This window comes from Lentilactobacillus fungorum (assembly GCF_016860605.1).
Classification (GTDB): domain Bacteria; phylum Bacillota; class Bacilli; order Lactobacillales; family Lactobacillaceae; genus Lentilactobacillus; species Lentilactobacillus fungorum.
In genome coordinates this window covers 367,280-385,094 of the sequence record NZ_BNJR01000016.1, presented here as the reverse complement: position 1 = coordinate 385,094, position 17,815 = coordinate 367,280, and the positions used below count along the sequence as shown (strand labels likewise).

Below are 17,815 nucleotides of genomic sequence, written 5' to 3'. Positions count from 1 at the left end.
TTTTTATATCTTTAGCGTTTTGTGCCCTTAAAAAAGTCGGTAACAAATGATTTAACGACCTGCTAATCCGAAACTAACTCGCATAACTTTTCGCTTACAATCGGTTGGTCGCTCATCAAATTATGATATAATTTTTTTAGAACCTTTTTAGGAGATAAGAAATGACGCTGATTAATTGGCTTAGACGAAAACTAAATAATTTTCATTCGCCATTACGATCGCCGATCAAGAATCGTGTGAGGCGCCAACCAGATTATCACAAGCGAAAGCAAAGACTCAACCGAGCAAACCCAACTGTTGCTGATTCAAAGCCTCACCCATCAGCTCAACCTGACAAACAACCTCAACCAGTTCAGTTTGACGATGCTAAATCAGCTCCCGTTACACCTGTCAAAGCGGCTACTTCTTCGATCGAACATCAGGTCAAATCACAGGTCGTTATCTTTTATTTAGACGAAAATGATCACGAAATTAGACCGGCCGACATTTTAAACGGTGTCAGTGGTGAACGAATTGATTTTCGCTTTCCAAGCTTCGATCAATATTATGTCACGGCAATTGATGATTTTACCAGCCATTTTGAAGATGATGACCAAGAAATCACTGTCCACTATGAGCTCAAGCAGGGCAAACCGGTATTCGTCAATACCATCGATACGGATACTGGGGCCGTTTTAAATTCCATCAAGGTTTTAACTAATAAGCTGGGTACCAACTATGAAGCGACACCCCCCACTATCCCAAATTATCGTTTAATTAGTCGCTTGGGTCAGTCACTAGGGTCGTTTAGCAACCGCATTCAACATATTGTCTTTGCGTATCGCAAGGCCGACTGGCAAACGGTTCAAGCCGTTGAATACTATGTCAAATTAACCGCGCATCACGATGTCTTCGATGCGCCCAACGGTACGCCTCTTCGAACTGGTTTGCCCCAAAATTTGGTGATTAAGATTTTTGGGCGGGTTACAACCACCGATGGTCAAGATTGGCTGAATATTGGCGGCTTTGAGTGGATTCAAAACAAGCAGCTTCAACCTAGTGACCCACCGACTCATCCAGTTGCCGGGCTAATCACTAAAACTTCCAGGAATCCCGTTCGCCTATTTGGCACCATTAGTTTTATTCCGGGGCAAACAATTGCCACTTACCGCAAGCCTTATGGTGACCAAGTTGGGACATTAACGGATGGCAGTCGGATTTCAATTGTCGCCACAATCGTTGATGATCAAAATTTGATTTGGTATGAACTGCCCGATCATTCAGTGCTTCCCAGAAATTATGTGAACGTGGACGAGCCAACATAAGTTATTATTAGTTAGCCCACCTAATTTTTTCACCCTCAAAAATAGCGTAAATCCTCACCAGCTAACGATGAGAATTTACGCTATTTTGTTAACAATTTATAAATTTTTATCGTAATCAAACGTCAGTTTCGAAAGGTTTAACCCTTTTTCAATCAACTCATGATTGAAGTGCTCAGTTGCCAACCGCATCATTTTAACAACCTGATGATTTTGTTCCGTTAAATAAGTTGTTAATTCCTCGCCAGTAAGCCCCTTGGCCTCTTCGATTGCTGATTGCACGTGGCGTCGAAGCTTTTCTTTAGAAGCCGTTAAGAAGTCAACATCGTCTTGTGCAAAATCTTGATAATGTGATTCCACTAGCATCGATAACTTTCGATACATCCAATAAGCACTTTGATCGTCGCAATGAAGCGGCGTATTGGCATAGCTGTCATCGGTATCATTGGCATTCCCAAAGAATGGCACGTAGGGTGAAAAGGCCGGTACTCCAAAACAAAGCCACATGATCGCAGAACATCCCTCATCAACATCGTTACGAATTTGGAGAACGTGTGAATTCTGAGTTCGATTCATTGAAATTGGCCGAAAGAGGGTCTTCGTTGCCTCATTGCCTGGCGCAAGTGGGTCATATTTGGTCTCATTGTAATGGGATCCCAAAACAAACTCAATATCTTCAACTGTAATCTTTTTATCTGTCCGGCAAATAAATGGCAGGTCAGAAGAAGTCGGATCCTGTTCAATTTCAGGATTAAAGTAACGTTGCCCATACCAAACCCGTGGCGTATTATAGTGACGGTCTTTTTCGTTATCCGTCCCAAAAATGCGTCGAAAGTCAAATCCGGATTGATGATTATTAAGATGATACTGCTCAACAAACGCTTGAATTCCATCTGAATACATAAAATTATCTGGATCCTCAAAGTCAACTTGCTGAATGGCAACTTGGTTAGCAACTACCGCATAAGCATCGTCAGGAATTCGTTGTGCTACCCAATGGTGCCCTGTCACAATCTCCATATACCAAACTTCATTCTTGTCACTAAAAATAACGCCATTGCCTTCTGGTGAACCGTATTTTTTGATTAAATTGCCTAAGTATGTCACGCCATCTCGTGCGGAATCAATGTACGGTAACACCATCGACTGCAAAGAATCCTCAGCTAACCCGTCTTTGACCAAGGGATCGTATGCTAAGGCCCGTTCGTTACCATAAACACTCTCTGTAGCACTCATCGCAACGTTTTTTTCATTAAAGCCGCTCTCGGCATAAACGCCTTCTTTGGCCACATCGGCGTTAGGCGTTAATGAATAACGATAGCCGCTCTTTGGCAGCGGCGCTTTAAACCCATTTTGATTTGAGATCCAAGTCTCATCGCGATTTGAGACAGCGGGCTCAACGTAAAACCGCTGGGGCGTTAGCGGCAAAAATGTGTCATCATTTCTGGCAATCATCGTTGAGCCGTCAATAGATGCCTGTTTGCCAACTAAGACTGTTGTACAAGCTGATAAGTGTTTTGAAACCAATATTAATCGCTTCTTTCAAATATTATAATTTTGCAGTTAAAGTTACATCTGGATACTTGTCTTTGAACCACCGCAGTGCAAATTCATTTTCAAATAAGAACAATGGACTGCCAGCCCGATCCTTAACCAACAAGTTTCGTGAAGAGGACATTTTTTCATCTAATTGATCAGGGTCAATCCACCGAGCAATCTTATGTCCCAGTGGCTCCATATTTACTTCAGAATTATATTCGTTCTTCATCCGAAACTGGAACACTTCGAACTGCAGCTGACCCACGGCACCCAAGATATAATCATTTGTGGTATATGATGTATAGAGCTGAACAGCCCCTTCCTGGACTAATTGATCGATTCCTTTATGAAAGGATTTTTGTTTCATAACGTTCTTGGCCGAAACGCGCACAAATAATTCAGGGGTAAACTGTGGCAGCTTTTCAAACGCAATTGGCGATTTGCCGGTATATATCGTATCGCCAATTTGAAAATTGCCGGTATCATAAAGTCCGATGATATCACCAGCCACCGCTGTCTTCACATTTTCTCGAGTATTTGCCATAAATTCGGTGACATTTGAAAGTCGCAATTTCTTTTGAGTTCTAAACAAATTGACATCCATTCCCTTTTCAAATTCACCCGAACAAATGCGGACAAATGCAATGCGATCACGATGGTTAGGATTCATGTTCGCCTGAATTTTGAAAACAAATCCAGAGAATCGATCGGCGTCAGGCTTAACAACGGCCCCTTCCTGGGTTTTGTGTGAACTTGGTGCCGGGGCATATTTGAGGTAAGCGTCGAAAAATGTCTTAACCCCAAAGTTAACCAATGCTGAGCCAAAAAATACCGGGGTTAAATCACCGGTGGCAATTTTTTGTTCATCAAACTGGTTGCCAGCCATATCAAGTAAATCAATGCTTTCTTTAGTTTCTTGGAACTGCTCGTTTTCAGCCAATTTTTGGTTCCCAACTGGTTGATTGTGATCGTCTAATTCGACCATGGTCGTTTTTTGAGCATGATCATGGTTATATAATTCAACGCGATGGTTGTAACGGTCAAAAATGCCATCCAAGGTTTTTCCCATTCCAATTGGCCAGTTCATTGGATAAGCTTGAATGCCCAAAACATTCTCTAATTCATCCACTAAATCCATAGGATCGCGACCATCCCGATCAAGCTTGTTCATAAAGGTAAAGATCGGAATTCCACGCATCTTACAAATCTGAAATAATTTTTTGGTTTGTGGTTCGATTCCTTTAGCTGAATCAATCACCATAACGGCTGAATCAACCGCCATAAGCGTTCGATACGTATCTTCAGAAAAATCTTGGTGTCCAGGGGTATCCAAAATATTAATTCGTTTACCGGCATAATCAAACTGCATGACGGAACTCGTGACGGAGATGCCCCGCTTTTGTTCAATTTCCATCCAGTCAGATTTGGCAAAATTACCGGTTTTTCGTCCCTTAACCGTCCCTGCGGTTCGCACAACCCCACCAAATAGTAAGAGTTGTTCGGTGATTGTCGTTTTACCAGCATCAGGGTGTGAAATGATGGCAAACGTTCGCCGGGTGCTATCTGCTTTCATTAATTGTTGGCTATTCATGTTAACTTCCTTTCAAACAAGTCAATAACTAATTAATTTTAACACGTTTTGGCAAACTCTCCTAGATTTCAGTATGAAAAAAGCACGTCATCGATCAAGATCGATTTCGCGCCATCTAGAAAAAACTCGCTGTTCACCGCTTTAAGGGTATCCTTCAACGTTGGCGTCCCTTTTCAATAACGAGTGGATGCGAGCTTCATTTTTGCAATAAGCAATGCGTGCTATACGCCGCTTTCAATTTGGTGCATGACATAATTTACTACTTTAAGTGAACTCAAGCCATCATTAATCGCACAAAAGCGGTTATAAAAGTCCATAAATTTTTGGTTGGCACTCATATCTGGATGAGCCAACGCATGGTTGATTTCTGCCAATAATTCTCGTGAATTGTTGGCAATTTTTCCTGGCAGATCCTTTTCGTAGTTCAAATAAAAGCCCCGTAATTCTTCTTTGTAGAGGTGATAATCATATGGATAAAACAGGATTGGCCGCTTCAGATAGGCATAATCAAAGAACACGGATGAATAATCCGTAATCAGCAAATCAGACACTAAGTATAGATCACTAATATTTGGATAGTTAGAAAAGTCATAAACAAAATCCGAATAATTGGAAATATCTAACGCGTTTGAAATGAGATAATGCATCCGCAAAATCAAAACAGTATCATTGCCAAAGGATTTTCTGAAATCATCGAGATTAAATGGCAATTCAAATGTGTACTTTCCTTTTTCGGCAAATTGATTATCCCGATAGGTTGGCGCGTACATGACCACCTTTTTGTCTAGCGGAATCCCTAGTTGTTCTTTAATCGCCGTGATTTCATCCTTACTGGTATTAATAAGTTCATCATTTCTTGGGTAACCAATCTTTAAAATCTGATTATTAAAGCCAAACGCCGATCGGAAAATTTGCGTTGAATAATCATTTGGCGACACTAAGGCATCCCAACGATTAGCTTCCCTCACAAAGTTTTTATGGTATTTAGCGGTCGTCGTCCCTGGCATCGAAACGTTCTCAATATCTAAGCCCAGCTTTTTTAACGGGGTTCCATGCCAAGTTTGGATATAGGTCACGTAATTGGGCTTTTTGACCCATGATGGAAAACGGGCGTTACTAATCCAAAATTGTGATTTTTCTAAAAGCCGCACCCATTTATTTGTCCGGCGAATGACATAAGCAATATCATGTTGCTTGCAAAATGCCTTTTGTGAGCGATCAATCGACCAGATCATGTTAATCCCTGGGTATAGGGTTTTGAAGACTTTGTAAATTGCGTAAGGGCTATCGCTCACTTGCCTGCCGCCAAAACTTTCAAAGATAATTGTGGTATTTTCATAAGGTGAGTGACCGGCTCGAAATAAGAACCGCATTCTCGCCAAATTCAGTTTGTCTTGGATCAGCCGCCATACATCAATGACGCTATGAGCCTTACCACCAGCTGCTCCAAGCTTTTGGAGTAGTGACGCGCCCATAAATTCCTTAACCAAAATGCCATTATCAAATCGCTTCTCCAACGTAATCACCCGATTACCAGGGAGTTGGGCGATGGTTGACTGCCCACTTAACGATTTCGAAATGATCAGTCGTTGGGTAATTGAATTGGATTCAAGGTCATAATTAATATATAATTCCCCAACCGAATTTTGAGGGATATCGGTTAGCGGAATTGAGACGGTAAACATCCCTTGAAACATCTTTTTGGACACAGGGTATTCCAGCTTACCGTCATTCGTTTTGTTTCTCAAAATAATACGTTGATTCTTAATTCGGATGCCGTTAATCTTATTGTAACCGGTTAATTCTAGCGCATTATCCGTCAAGTTAACCGAATTAATCATAAAGTCTTCATCAGATTGATGGGTCCGAAGATTAAATAGTGCCATCCCTTGGGCATCACTATTAAACTGATAATAACTAGTCAGTTCTAGTTGATGGCGATCACTTAAATACTCACTTTCAACTTGAATCACATTTGTATGGTCAATTCCGTTATCAACTAAAAAGATTTGCCACTCAAACTCAGTTTGGTCAGCAATATCAAAGTGAAAATCTTGGGCGTCGATATTTACCCGAATAATATTATGGTTCAAAATCTTCGTAATCGGCTTCATAATTGAAGCCAGACTATTCTTCTCAACAAATAACACATAAGCCTGTTCCAAAGAACCGGCCACATCCAATAATTCAAATTCTAAAACTTGGAGGCCTTTTTTTTGATGAACTCCAGAAAGTATTGCTCGCAATTTAATTTCCCCTTAATAATTAAAAATTCGTTTGCCCGGTAGGTACTTAGCGGCTTCAACCAGGTTATTAATGTCAATGTATGTGTCAGCATTTTCAAGGTTCATATTGAGCAACACCTGATGGTAAAACGCGTTAATATCATCATAACGCCGATAGTTTGTGTACGAAGTTGCTTTGGTAATGGTTGAAACACCAGTTGCTTCATAATTCTTCAGCATTTGATCATTTTTTTGCCCTTGAACTTCCACTAACTCCAGTGGTAACGGCACCACGGATGAATCAGTCACACTATAAGTTGTTTTTTGTGGCTGAACATAATTAGTAAAGCGAAAGACTAACTGTCCCTTCGCGTTTAAAAGTAAGCTTTCCTCAAGAAAGTCATTCGCAAATTTTTCAATGCCAAACAAATGATCAGCCGTATCATAGTTATTAATTTGAATAATGCGGCTCTTCTCGTCAAATAAAATTGTATGTAGCCGGCTGCCATCCTGGTCGAACAAGGTTTCGGCAACGATTTTGCCAGATTTATCAACAAATCTCGTTACTTTTAATTTGCCGGAATGAGAATCATAATTCTTTAAACTTGCTAAATCTGGTGTTAAAAACTCATCAGTTCCGACCTCAATGCCCTCATGGTCTGCATAAATATTGCCCAAATCAATGAGCCGCACCGGCATCTTTTCTGCCGATAAATTAATTGATTGAAATTCTTGCTTAGCTTGCCAAACTTCATCAAAGTTGGTCATAGCAAGTAATACAACAATTTGATACCCACCGTTAATCAGCCCAACAAGCCGGCTGCGAAACGTTGGCTTTCTAATCCCTTGAATTGACCTGACCAAAAAAATTGCTCGTTGCATAATGTCCTCCTAGTAAGTGAGCGAAGCAAAGCGGTTAGGGATCGGAGTGTAGGCTCCTCAGACAGAAATCCCCGGGCTTGGGATTTTTGGCTGAGGTGCTTACGCGGAGATCCCTGCTTTGCACAGCTATCCTAACTTCATACTAAAATGGGGCTGGTACAAAACCTCTCGTTTTGCTACAGCCTCATCATAAATCGTTTAAATTAAGCTTGCCAATCCTTGGTATCTGTAAGGCCTAAGTCTTCTTTAATCTTGGTGGTTGAAATACCCTCAGTCCGAGGCAAATAAACAACCTCACAATAATCTTTTAGAAAATCAAACTTACCCTTCCAATCGTCGCCCATCACAAAAACATCAATATTCCGGTCCTGAACGTCGTGAATTTTTTGATCCCAATTAGTTTCTGGAATCACTTCATCGACGTATTTGATGGCTTCTAAAATATATTTGCGATCTTCGTATGACGTGTAGGCCTTTTTACCCTTTTCAGCGTTAAACTCATCCGATGATAAGCACACTGTGAGATGATCACCAAGTGCTTTGGCCCGCTTCAACAAGCGGACATGACCCTTGTGAAGCAAGTCAAACGTTCCATACGTAATTACTTTTTTCATAAAATCTCCTACTTAATCATTACTTTAAAGTTAGTTAAATTGTAAATAAACACAACTTAAATAGTAGCATAATCATCGCCAACGTCAATAATTATTAAGGATTATTAAATGTTTTGGCTGCTAGTCCAACTGATAAATGTTATAAAGATGCATGACAATTACCTTAACAATTGCATATAGTGGAATTGCCAAAATCATCCCCATTAGTCCGGCAATATTTCCAGCTGCTAATAAAATAATGATGATTGTGAGCGGATGAATTTCCAATGATTTGCCAATGACGTTTGGATAAACTAAATTACCATCAATTTGCTGAACAATTAAGACAACAATGATATTGTAAATGACGCCCCAAATACCAGCATGAGAATATGATACCACCAACGCCGGGGCAATCCCAATATACGGCCCTAGGTAAGGAATGATGTTGCAAATTCCAGCAATGACTCCCAGCAGCAATGCATAAGGTGTTCCAATAATCAAATAACCGATTGCAGTAAATGTGCCAACAAATAAGCATTCAATCATTTGTCCTGAAATGTATTTAGAAATCGTATGGCTCATCTCATAAAGCAGTGCCATTGTCTGTTCACGGTGCTTTTCAGGAAAGAATTTTTTTAACGTGGGTGCTAGCCGATACCCATCCTTTAACATATAAAACAAGACAACTGGAACGGTGATCGCAATAATAACTGCATTAGCCGCCGCTGAAATCAAACCACCAATTCCGTTGGTTAAGCCAGTAAAGATTGTATTGACATACCCACTAATATTTTTAGAAAACTTATCCGTAATTTGGGTAAAATCAATCTGCTTTAAGTATGTTTGCGAATTCATCTGCTTAAACATCTTTTCCAATAAATCCTGCCCATCATTCACGGCCCCTGGAATCTGATTAGCTAAAGTCACCAGTTGGTCAACAATTTTAGGAATAAAAACCGTCGCGACCAGCACAATAATGCCAATCAATAGTAAAAAGACCAGCGTTGTCGCCCAGGTCCGAGAAATTTGATGTTTGCCTAACTTAATTTTAGTAATCAAATTAACGATCGGGTTTAACATATAAAACAAAATACCCGCTAACAATAGCGGCATAAAAATGGTTGAGAAGAAAACACCGATTGGTGAGAAAAAGAAACTGATTTTGGTGCACACCCAAATAATTGCAACCACAATTAAAATCTCGATGGACCAAAACATCAGTGATGAGTTTTTAAGTCGTTCAAGCAAATCATCGCCTCCTCGTTTAGTCTGTTGAAACAATTGTAACACAGAGTCCCATCGCCAGACGGGATCAATTTACGATATAACTGCTGCCGAGACTTTAGTAGTTTCAACTCATCAACGACCCCAAATAAAAAGTTCGAACGCGCAACTCGTCATTCGAACTTTTGGTGATCTTCATTTTGATTGACGAGATAATTCCAAATAGCGTTGATACCAAATTGCCACAAATTCTTTTGAAAATGGTCCCTTTTCGTTATTGATCCAGTCCACAATGATCCTAACGTTACGCTTCAAAATATGGTCAATTTCCGGCCCGTAATTCCAACGCTTACTAAATGCTAAGTATTCATCCACGTCAAGGAGCTTACGCCTTCCGTCAGGAAAGACTTTAACATCTAGATCATAATCAATATATTTCAGTGCTTCTTTATCCAAAATATAAGGAGAAGCTAAATTACAATAATAAGCAATCCCATCATCGCGAATCATTGCAACCACGTTAAACCAATAATGTTTATGAAAATAAACTAAAGCGGGCTCTCGTGTAACCCAGTGGCGGCCATCATCTTCTGTAACAAGTGTATGATTGTTACAGCCAATAAGTGAATTTTCGCTGGTTTTTAATATCATCGTATCTCGCCAAATACGATGCAAACTACCATCATGCTTATAGCTTTGAATCGCAATGAAGTCCCCTTCTTTTGGTAGTCTTTGGCTGCGTGGCATTTGTGCTACCTACTTTCTGATTAAGCTATTAGCATCGATTGTTACCAATCCGTTTATAATTATATCAGAATCGGGGATATTTGCCGAATGAAATTAACTTTTCGTCAGCTTCTCCAAAGCAATTGTAATGTCGTCCATTAAGAACCCTTTTCGAAAGAGTGCCTGCTTGGTCTTTTGACTTTGTTCGTAATTATCGAGTTTTGCATATTTTTGCCAATACTTGCCAGCCACTTTGTCAATCAAGTTTTGATCCTGATTTGTTAACATCGTCGTATCAATTTGGCTCATCATCTGGTCAAGATCACTATAAGGAAAACCACGGCGCATGAGCAGGTTCTTCGTTTTGTTAACTGCCATCTTCGCCGAATCCCGCCGATGAGAATCAAGTTGCTTTTGCGCGACTTGCGCCCCAATTCGAATTACTTCGTCATCTGGGAAGTAATGGGTGATGGCCGCTTCAATGATATCGTCGTCAACGTGTTTAGCTTTAAGGCGCTTGCGGATCCAATCAGGACCATTCTTTTGCTCTTTGACTACTGTCCTCACATAGCTGGCCGCATATTTGTGATCATCAATTAATCGCTGATCCGCTAATTTATCAATCACCTGTTCAATTGCCTTTGCGTCCTCAGATGACTCTGCCAGCTTGCTTTTAACCTCATAGGCCGTTCGCAATTGATGCGCCAAGTAAGTTAGCGCGCGGTTATATAACTTGGATAAGTCGTCGGCTTGCTTCAATTGAGTAACCAGTTGCTGATCAACTGCCATCCCTTTAAAAACTCGAAACTTAATCAACACTTCCTCACTAATTGGAAAAGCATATTGCCCGTTAACATAAACGTTAAACCGGCCTTTGCGCTTTTGAGCTTCAATTTTAGTAATTTTTTTATCCACCAAATTCACCACCCTAATAAGTTAAATTCACTTTGACAGGCCAATTTGCTATACTAAGACTAAATTAAAACAAAGGAAGACATGCGATGATTACTGCTCACGTAGTTTATGCAACAATAACTGGAAACAACGAAGACATTGCCGATATTGTGACTGAATATTTTGAAGACCATGGTGTCGATGTTGAAGAAACCGAAATTTCTCAAACGGATCCAGCAGTCTTTGAAGACGTTGATATTTGCGTTGTTTGTCCTTACACCTATGACGAAGGCGCTTTGCCTGAAGAAGGAATGGATTTTTATGATGACTTGGCTGAATTAGACTTAACAGGTAAAGTTTACGGCGTTGCCGGCTCTGGTGATACCTTTTACGAAGATTACTATAATGTCTCCGTTGATAAGTTTGATGAAGCATTCCAAAAAACGGGTGCCACGAGAGGCTCAGATGGCGTTAAGATTAACCTAGAACCTGACGAAGACGATATTACCAAACTAGACGCCTTTGCCCAAGACTTAATTGAAAAAGCCAAGGCAAACTAATTAAACAACTTGGATATTTAGGGCTGGCCAACGCAATAAAATGGTCAGTCTTTTTATTATCCTCCCTAGCTATGATCGATGCCGCCCTTTGCTTTTGCCACGTTTGCCAAATCGTTGCGCTCGTTTCATTACCTGTTGAAAAGCATCGGGTTGTTCTTGGATGTCGCCAAGTAATATTTGCTGAATTGTTGCGTTCAAAACACCACCAAAAAGCAAAATAACACCCGAAAAATCTAGCCAAAACATTAACACAATAAAGGTGCCAATGGTTTTGTATGTATCAATTCTTCTGGCAAAAAAACGTAGATAATAGGTAAATCCTTGAGCTAGCAGCATTAAGCCAATTGTGGCCACCAAAGCCCCAACCCAAACATATCTAAATTTAACTTTAGCTGTGGGGACAAAATAAAATAACAGGCTTAACAGGAACCAAGCAACCAGAATAGTAATCGGCCATTTAACCGTTGCAACCAAATTAATAATCCATCCTGGGACGTGCACGATTGGGCTTAACCAATTAAAAATCATTTGACTAAACGCAAACAACAGCATCATGACCATCACTGCCAGAATCAACACCAGCATCCAGATAAATGAAATGATCCGATTTGCAATAGCCGTTTGGTTCTCGGCCACGTCGTATGTTTTATTGATACTTCGTTGAAAGGCCGCGACGGCTCGACTAGCCGACCAAATCGTGACAATTAATCCAACCGATAACTGACTGGCCCCGCCACTTTGTAAAGTGGATTCAATAACTGGCTCTAGCAATGAATAAACCCGTTCTGGAAAAATCGGCTGCAAATAAGTCGAAATCTCACTGGTGTGAATATGAAATAAATTCAATAAACTACCGATCACAAAAAAGATTGGAAAAATTGATAGCAGTGAATAAAACGCTAGAACCGCTGCTGAATCGGAAACGTTACCTGATGAATATCTCCCAATGAGAACCTTGATAAATTTTTTGGCTTTTTCATACATCACTCATCACTTACTCACCTAATTGTGTTTTGATTGCGTTTAAAATCCGAATAGAAGCTTTGCCATCCCCGTATGGGTTTTTGGCTTCGGCCATTTTTTGATACGCTGCCGGATCATCTAACAACGTTGTCATCGCCTTTTTAATCACTTCGGGATCAGTTCCTACCAATCTTAAAGTTCCTGCCTTGATTCCTTCTGGCCGCTCGGTTGTATCCCGTAATACAAGTACCGGTTTACCAAGTGATGGCGCCTCTTCTTGAACACCGCCAGAATCTGTCATAATAAAGTAGCTTCGGGCAGCCATATTATGAAAGTCCAAGACATCTAATGGCTCAATTAAGTGAACAGCCTTGACGCCATCAAACATCTCATGGGCTGCTTTTTGGACAGCCGGGCTTAAATGAACCGGGTAAACGACTTCAACCCCTGGATGGGCAGCCAAGACTTCCCTAATTGCTTTGAAGGTGCGAATCATCGGCTCGCCTTGGTTTTCCCGGCGATGCATCGTTAGCAGGATCATTTTGGACTGAGCGTTAATTTCATCCAGAACCGCATGCTTATAATCTGGCGTAACCGTCTGCTTAAGCGCGTCAATTGCGGTATTTCCCGTTACAAAAATTGCGTTATCCGGATGATTTTCTTTCAATAAATTATGCCTGCTTAACTGCGTTGGTGCAAAATATAAGTCCGAAAGCACATCGGTAAGTTGGCGATTCATTTCTTCTGGATAAGGCGACAACTTATTCCAAGTCCGCAACCCCGCTTCAACATGGCCAATTTTAATTTTGTGATAGAAGGCACTGACGCTAGCCGCAAAGGTCGTGGTTGTATCACCGTGGACCAAAATAACGTCTGGCTGAACATCACTAATAATCGCATCCAGTGCTGTAATCACCCGGGTGGTAATCTCGCTGAGTGTTTGGTTGCGTTTCATAATGTTGAGGTCATAGTCCGGCTGAATATGAAAGACCTTTAAAACTTGATCCAACATTTCGCGATGCTGCGCTGAAACAACGGTAATCGGCTGAAACTCTACCTGGTGCTGTTGCATCAGCAAAATAATCGGCGCCATTTTAATGGCCTCAGGCCGAGTTCCAAAGATTGTCATAACTTTAACTGGTTTCATCCTCTAACGCTCCCTTATAATGCCCTTATTATATCAAATCCGGTATTAAACTTAATCCCGACTTATTTTTTCTGAGTTTCTCATATGTTATAATCTGTTGATGGAAATATTTAAATGCTAATCTAAATTAACGATTACCCATTAATGGCGGGTTAGTATCTTGTTACATAATTGTTCCAGCGTTTCGACGTTAGCAAAATTCAGCCAAGCAGTCTTAAGCTTACCAACAATTTTGCTTAAAATCAAAGCCGAATCTGATGGGATTACGCGAGAATTAAAACTAGTTATTTTTGGAGGTTTATTTTGAAGACGATCAGTCTAATTGTTCCTTGCTTTAACGAAGAACCAACGGTTAAATTATTTTATGATACGACCGAAAAAGTGTTTGCAAAACTAAACGCAACCCATCAAGGCCAATACAAGCCGGATTATTTATTTATTAACGATGGTTCAGCAGATAAAACCTTGGAGGTCATGCGCCAACTTAATTCTGAGCATCCAGATGAAGTTCACTACATTTCCTTTTCTAGAAACTTCGGCAAAGAGTCAGCCTTTGCGGCTGGCTTAAGCCATGCTCATGGAGACTTTGTCGCTGTCATGGACGTTGACTTACAAGACCCACCAGAATTGCTATTACAAATGGTTGATATCTTAGAAGATCCCAATCAAGATTATGATGTCGTTGGCTGCGTTCAAACTAGTCGAAAGCAAAATCCCATTCGAGCCTTTTTATCAGCCAGTTTCTACAAAGTCATCAACAAGATGTCTAAAGTTGAGATGAAGCAAAATGTCCGTGATTATCGATTAATGACTCGAAAGTACGTTGATGCGGTTTTATCCTTACCAGAATACAACCGATTTAGTAAGGGGATTTTTTCTTGGGTTGGCTTTAAAACTAAATACTTAGAATATGAAGGTGTCCCCCGAGCGGCCGGTAAAACTTCCTGGTCGTTATTTCAGTTATTTGAATATTCTATGGAAGCAATCGTTGACTTTTCAGACGTTCCTTTAAAGATGGCCACCGTAATCGGCGGCTTCATCAGCTTTTTATCGATTATTGGCTTATTTTTTGTTGTGATTAGGGCAATGTTTTTTGGCGGCTCAGTTAATGGCTGGGCGTCAATGGTCTCAATTATTCTATTGCTAAGCGGTGTTCAATTATTTAGTTTGGGAATTTTGGGAACTTATATTGGCAAGATTTATTTAGAAACCAAGCACCGGCCTAAATTTGTGATTGCGGAGAAACGTTAAAATGTTCAATAAGTTAAAAAGCCTCTACTACCAATACCAAGAGTTAATTGCCTACGCGTTTTGGGGCGTCGCTACGACCGTCATTAACGTGGTTGTTTTTTGGCTCTTACACAATTTTACTAGTTGGAACTACATTATTAACGCGACAATTGCGTGGATTTTAAGCGTCTTGTTTTCCTATCTCACCAATAAGGCCTATGTTTTTCATTCACCCTCCGAATCACTAATGAGTGATTTCTTGGAAATGATTTCGTTTTTTGGTGGCCGATTGGCAACGCTATTTTTAGAATTCCTAATGCTTTGGATCGGGATTACATTAATGCATCAAAATCAAATTTTAGTTAAAATTGTTGAAAACGTCATTGTCATTGCGATCAATTATTTTTGGTCAAAGTGGCTAGTCTTTCGGAACAGTCAAAATCAAAAATCTACCAGCGAAAAAGAATGAGGTGGGCTTATCTATGAATCAACATATTAACCGACAAATTCTCAGAAAGAAACGCCAAGAATTTCCCGATGGTTACTACACTAGAAACGATGGCTTTAAACTGCTTGCGATGGCGGTAATTATGATAATCGTTTTGGTTGCCTGTGCCCGAGCCTTGATGTAATTAATTTGTTGTGAGCCCCCCTCTCACTAAAGGGGGATTGGAACCAATGCTTCTCCCAGTAGTTAAACAAATAGCGTATTCATCCCAACTTTTGGCATGGATACGCTATTTGTATCACTATTGGAATTTGTTTCTCTTTAAAGATAACCTCCTGATTAAGTGACGCATTAGATGTCAGAAAACTGACACGACTATTTTACCTGATCAAATTTTTCAGTAAATAAAGTTATTTTTATTCAACAATCCAACTAGGAGTTTTGGCATATTTTTGATATACCTGCTTTCTATCAAATAAATATAGGTAATGATCATTGAGTAAACGAACATCGTAAGTATATCGCTGACTGTTCGGTAAAATAATGCGGAAGTCTTGGTTCGTGGCATAATTCCAGCCAGTAATTCGATAAGTTCGTGCTCCTAAATATCTATACTTAACATAAGTTAGACCATAGGGTTCGGGTTTATAGTAACCCCAATAAGTTGATGAATATTTCAGCGTATTAGTGCCCGTGTGGTGTGCCCAATATTCTAAATAGCTAGTCTTACCTAAATACCAGCATCCTTGCAATGCTTTTGGTGTCCCAACGTGATAGGCACTCCCATGAGCATCCACGGAATTTATGATAAAAAAGCTCAAAAAAGTTGCCGACATGATAACTGTTTTCTGTAGATTCAATTGCAAAACCCCTTAATAGTTTCTATGGTTCATATAATAGCTTATCACAATTGTCAGATCATATAACATAAAAACGGCTTTGTAAGCAAAAATCCATATTAATTTAATCAAATTGTAAATCAAAAAAAGTAACTTTTCCTTTATTTAAAATTAAAATCCCACCAAATTAAGAATTCAGTGGGATGCTTGGATGACACTTTATCAACTATGACCTCACCCGGACTCGAACCGGGATCAACCGCTTAGGAGGCGGGTGCCCTATCCAGTTGTGCTATGAGGCCAAAACAACACGTATTAATTTTCTCATTTTATACGCGTTGTGTAAAGAGATTATTTTGTCGTTCGTTTGTGATGCATTCCTTTGCGCTTGGAATGCTTGTGTTTTTTCTTACGATTCCGTGACTGAACGGCAATCGTTGCCTTTGGTTCTTGACTATCTGCCTTTTCTTGACGCGCGTTAGTTTTGCCTGGTTTTTGCTTTTGCTTGCCAGCTAATTGAGTGACTGTTTCTGACCGCGTCGGCCGAGTATCAGAAAGCTGGTTACCGTCAAAATAAATGTGGGTTGGTTGATAGTCTGTTCCCCGAATCAATCGTTTGAGATCACGTAAATCATGGTCATCCCCCAGATTAATCACTAAGCCATCTTGATGCATCCGACCGGTCCGCCCAACTCGGTGAATATACGTCTTGACATCTTGCGGCAAATCGTAATTCACAACTGCCGGTAATTTGGGAATGTCAATTCCCCTCGCGGCAACATCCGTTGTCAACAGCAAACGAATTCGCCCTTCACGAAAATCTTTAAGGGCTTTTTGCCTACTGGTTTGGCGTTGCTCACTAGTTAATTCAGCAGCCTCGTTGACGTGGCGATGGGTTAAGAAGCCACCAACTTTCTTAAGGGTTTCTAGTTGGTTAAAAAAGACCAATGCTTTAAAATCTTTTAAATGTAAAAACCGTAGTAACATCTGTTCTTTTTTATGATTAGAAACCGTCAGTAACGTATGCTTAACCGCGCCCCTGGTATCATCAATCGCCGAAACATCGAACGTTTGAATTTCTTGGGTAAACCAGCGATTCAAATGATCCAATAAATCACTTTTGGTTGCCGAAAAAAATCCCAACGAAACCGTCTTTGGTGCTAAGTCAACTAGTGTTCGAATTGGATCAAGCGTCTCTTCGCTTAATAAATTATCCGCTTCATCAATGACAATTGCATTAAGCGAATCTAGTTTCAGCTTTCCCAGGTCAATTAAGTTCATTATCCGGCCAGTTGTCCCGACAACAACGTTTGGATGATCTTTTAACTTATCAATTTGGCGCTTAATATTAGCGCCGCCGACCACGCCTTCAACAGACAAACCAACTAAGCGGCCCCATTCTAAAAGTGTTTGTTGGGTTTGCATCGCCAATTCAGCCGAAGGTTCAATCACTAACAATGACAAACCATCTGCCGGTTGAATATTCTCTAACAGTGGTAGCGCAAAAGCCACCGTTTTCCCAGATCCCGTTGGCGCCAGTCCCAAGACACTTTGACCTTCTTTTAATGGCTGATAAACCGCCTGCTGAATTGCGGTTGGCTCCTTATAGCCTAATTGTTTTGCATGTTCTACAAATTGGGTTATCACGAT

Annotated in this window: 17 protein-coding genes and 1 tRNA gene; 5 read left to right on the top strand and 13 right to left on the bottom strand. The window is 40.3% G+C overall.

Features of this window, described 5'->3' with window-relative positions:
* Window positions 1-161: 161 nt before the first annotated feature.
* Window positions 162-1,304 (top strand): MucBP domain-containing protein, encoded by a 1,143-nt coding sequence (locus YK48G_RS10825; RefSeq protein ID WP_203630707.1) that lies wholly within the window; start codon window positions 162-164, stop codon window positions 1,302-1,304.
* 96 nt (window positions 1,305-1,400) lie between these two features.
* On the opposite strand, the gene YK48G_RS10820 is transcribed toward YK48G_RS10825, so the two are convergent.
* The 8 genes from YK48G_RS10820 to YK48G_RS10785 form a co-directional block, all read right to left on the bottom strand.
* On the bottom strand, window positions 1,401-2,831 hold the full coding sequence (locus YK48G_RS10820) for a C69 family dipeptidase (protein WP_203630734.1): 1,431 nt from the start codon (window positions 2,829-2,831) through the stop codon (window positions 1,401-1,403).
* A gap of 19 nt (window positions 2,832-2,850) precedes the next feature.
* Window positions 2,851-4,431, bottom strand: coding sequence for a peptide chain release factor 3 (locus YK48G_RS10815; protein WP_203630706.1), 1,581 nt, complete (start codon window positions 4,429-4,431; stop codon window positions 2,851-2,853).
* A 221-nt stretch (window positions 4,432-4,652) separates the two neighbouring features.
* Complete coding sequence (locus tag YK48G_RS10810) at window positions 4,653-6,677, bottom strand: CDP-glycerol glycerophosphotransferase family protein (protein WP_203630705.1); 2,025 nt, start codon at window positions 6,675-6,677, stop codon at window positions 4,653-4,655.
* Window positions 6,678-6,689: 12 nt separating this feature from the next.
* On the bottom strand, window positions 6,690-7,538 hold the full coding sequence (locus tag YK48G_RS10805; RefSeq protein ID WP_203630704.1) for a hypothetical protein: 849 nt from the start codon (window positions 7,536-7,538) through the stop codon (window positions 6,690-6,692).
* Between the two features lie 203 nt (window positions 7,539-7,741).
* On the bottom strand, window positions 7,742-8,152 hold the full coding sequence (gene tagD / locus YK48G_RS10800; RefSeq protein ID WP_203630703.1) for a glycerol-3-phosphate cytidylyltransferase: 411 nt from the start codon (window positions 8,150-8,152) through the stop codon (window positions 7,742-7,744).
* A 120-nt stretch (window positions 8,153-8,272) separates the two neighbouring features.
* Window positions 8,273-9,382: an AI-2E family transporter gene (locus tag YK48G_RS10795; protein WP_373300211.1), complete on the bottom strand. Its 1,110-nt coding sequence runs from the start codon at window positions 9,380-9,382 to the stop codon at window positions 8,273-8,275.
* 171 nt (window positions 9,383-9,553) lie between these two features.
* The gene (gene ntdP, locus YK48G_RS10790; protein WP_203630702.1) at window positions 9,554-10,105 is read right to left on the bottom strand and encodes a nucleoside tri-diphosphate phosphatase; all 552 of its coding nucleotides are present in this window, start codon (window positions 10,103-10,105) and stop codon (window positions 9,554-9,556) included.
* A gap of 93 nt (window positions 10,106-10,198) precedes the next feature.
* Window positions 10,199-10,999, bottom strand: a complete 801-nt coding sequence (locus YK48G_RS10785) for a RecX family transcriptional regulator (protein ID WP_203630701.1) — start codon at window positions 10,997-10,999, stop codon at window positions 10,199-10,201.
* 86 nt (window positions 11,000-11,085) lie between these two features.
* Between YK48G_RS10785 and YK48G_RS10780 the strand changes: the two genes are divergently transcribed.
* Window positions 11,086-11,538, top strand: a complete 453-nt coding sequence (locus tag YK48G_RS10780) for a flavodoxin (RefSeq protein WP_203630700.1) — start codon at window positions 11,086-11,088, stop codon at window positions 11,536-11,538.
* Window positions 11,539-11,607: 69 nt separating this feature from the next.
* On the opposite strand, the gene YK48G_RS10775 is transcribed toward YK48G_RS10780, so the two are convergent.
* Together YK48G_RS10775 and wecB are read right to left on the bottom strand one after the other, a co-directional pair.
* The gene (locus YK48G_RS10775; RefSeq protein ID WP_203630732.1) at window positions 11,608-12,522 is read right to left on the bottom strand and encodes a YihY/virulence factor BrkB family protein; all 915 of its coding nucleotides are present in this window, start codon (window positions 12,520-12,522) and stop codon (window positions 11,608-11,610) included.
* Between the two features lie 10 nt (window positions 12,523-12,532).
* Complete coding sequence (gene wecB, locus YK48G_RS10770) at window positions 12,533-13,648, bottom strand: non-hydrolyzing UDP-N-acetylglucosamine 2-epimerase (RefSeq protein WP_203630699.1); 1,116 nt, start codon at window positions 13,646-13,648, stop codon at window positions 12,533-12,535.
* A 303-nt stretch (window positions 13,649-13,951) separates the two neighbouring features.
* Here wecB and YK48G_RS10765 point away from each other — a divergent pair, with 303 nt between their 5' ends.
* The 3 genes from YK48G_RS10765 to YK48G_RS10755 are packed head-to-tail and all read left to right on the top strand — an operon-like array spanning window position 13,952 to window position 15,510.
* A complete protein-coding gene (locus YK48G_RS10765) occupies window positions 13,952-14,899 on the top strand; it encodes a glycosyltransferase family 2 protein (protein WP_203630698.1) in 948 nt (315 codons plus the stop codon).
* A 1-nt stretch (window position 14,900) separates the two neighbouring features.
* Window positions 14,901-15,347, top strand: coding sequence for a GtrA family protein (locus tag YK48G_RS10760; protein WP_203630697.1), 447 nt, complete (start codon window positions 14,901-14,903; stop codon window positions 15,345-15,347).
* A gap of 13 nt (window positions 15,348-15,360) precedes the next feature.
* A complete protein-coding gene (locus tag YK48G_RS10755) occupies window positions 15,361-15,510 on the top strand; it encodes a hypothetical protein (protein WP_203630696.1) in 150 nt (49 codons plus the stop codon).
* 232 nt (window positions 15,511-15,742) lie between these two features.
* On the opposite strand, the gene YK48G_RS10750 is transcribed toward YK48G_RS10755, so the two are convergent.
* From YK48G_RS10750 to YK48G_RS10740, 3 genes are all read right to left on the bottom strand, one after another.
* Window positions 15,743-16,186, bottom strand: a complete 444-nt coding sequence (locus tag YK48G_RS10750; protein ID WP_232365350.1) for a hypothetical protein — start codon at window positions 16,184-16,186, stop codon at window positions 15,743-15,745.
* 208 nt (window positions 16,187-16,394) lie between these two features.
* Window positions 16,395-16,467: transfer RNA gene (locus YK48G_RS10745), tRNA-Arg, on the bottom strand.
* Window positions 16,468-16,516: 49 nt separating this feature from the next.
* Window positions 16,517-17,812: a DEAD/DEAH box helicase gene (locus tag YK48G_RS10740; RefSeq protein ID WP_203630695.1), complete on the bottom strand. Its 1,296-nt coding sequence runs from the start codon at window positions 17,810-17,812 to the stop codon at window positions 16,517-16,519.
* Between the last annotated feature and the right edge of the window lie 3 nt (window positions 17,813-17,815).

Excerpts from the sequence above, each read along its gene's own strand:
- YK48G_RS10775 (WP_203630732.1), bottom strand. The coding sequence starts at position 12,522 with ATGTATGAAAAAGCCAAAAAATTTATCAAGGTTCTCATTGGGAGATAT.
- YK48G_RS10760 (WP_203630697.1), top strand. The coding sequence starts at position 14,901 with ATGTTCAATAAGTTAAAAAGCCTCTACTACCAATACCAAGAGTTAATT.
- wecB (WP_203630699.1), bottom strand. The coding sequence starts at position 13,648 with ATGAAACCAGTTAAAGTTATGACAATCTTTGGAACTCGGCCTGAGGCC.
- YK48G_RS10805 (WP_203630704.1), bottom strand. The coding sequence starts at position 7,538 with ATGCAACGAGCAATTTTTTTGGTCAGGTCAATTCAAGGGATTAGAAAG.
- YK48G_RS10825 (WP_203630707.1), top strand. The coding sequence starts at position 162 with ATGACGCTGATTAATTGGCTTAGACGAAAACTAAATAATTTTCATTCG.
- ntdP (WP_203630702.1), bottom strand. The coding sequence starts at position 10,105 with ATGCCACGCAGCCAAAGACTACCAAAAGAAGGGGACTTCATTGCGATT.
- YK48G_RS10815 (WP_203630706.1), bottom strand. The coding sequence starts at position 4,431 with ATGAATAGCCAACAATTAATGAAAGCAGATAGCACCCGGCGAACGTTT.
- YK48G_RS10780 (WP_203630700.1), top strand. The coding sequence starts at position 11,086 with ATGATTACTGCTCACGTAGTTTATGCAACAATAACTGGAAACAACGAA.
- YK48G_RS10755 (WP_203630696.1), top strand. The coding sequence starts at position 15,361 with ATGAATCAACATATTAACCGACAAATTCTCAGAAAGAAACGCCAAGAA.
- tagD (WP_203630703.1), bottom strand. The coding sequence starts at position 8,152 with ATGAAAAAAGTAATTACGTATGGAACGTTTGACTTGCTTCACAAGGGT.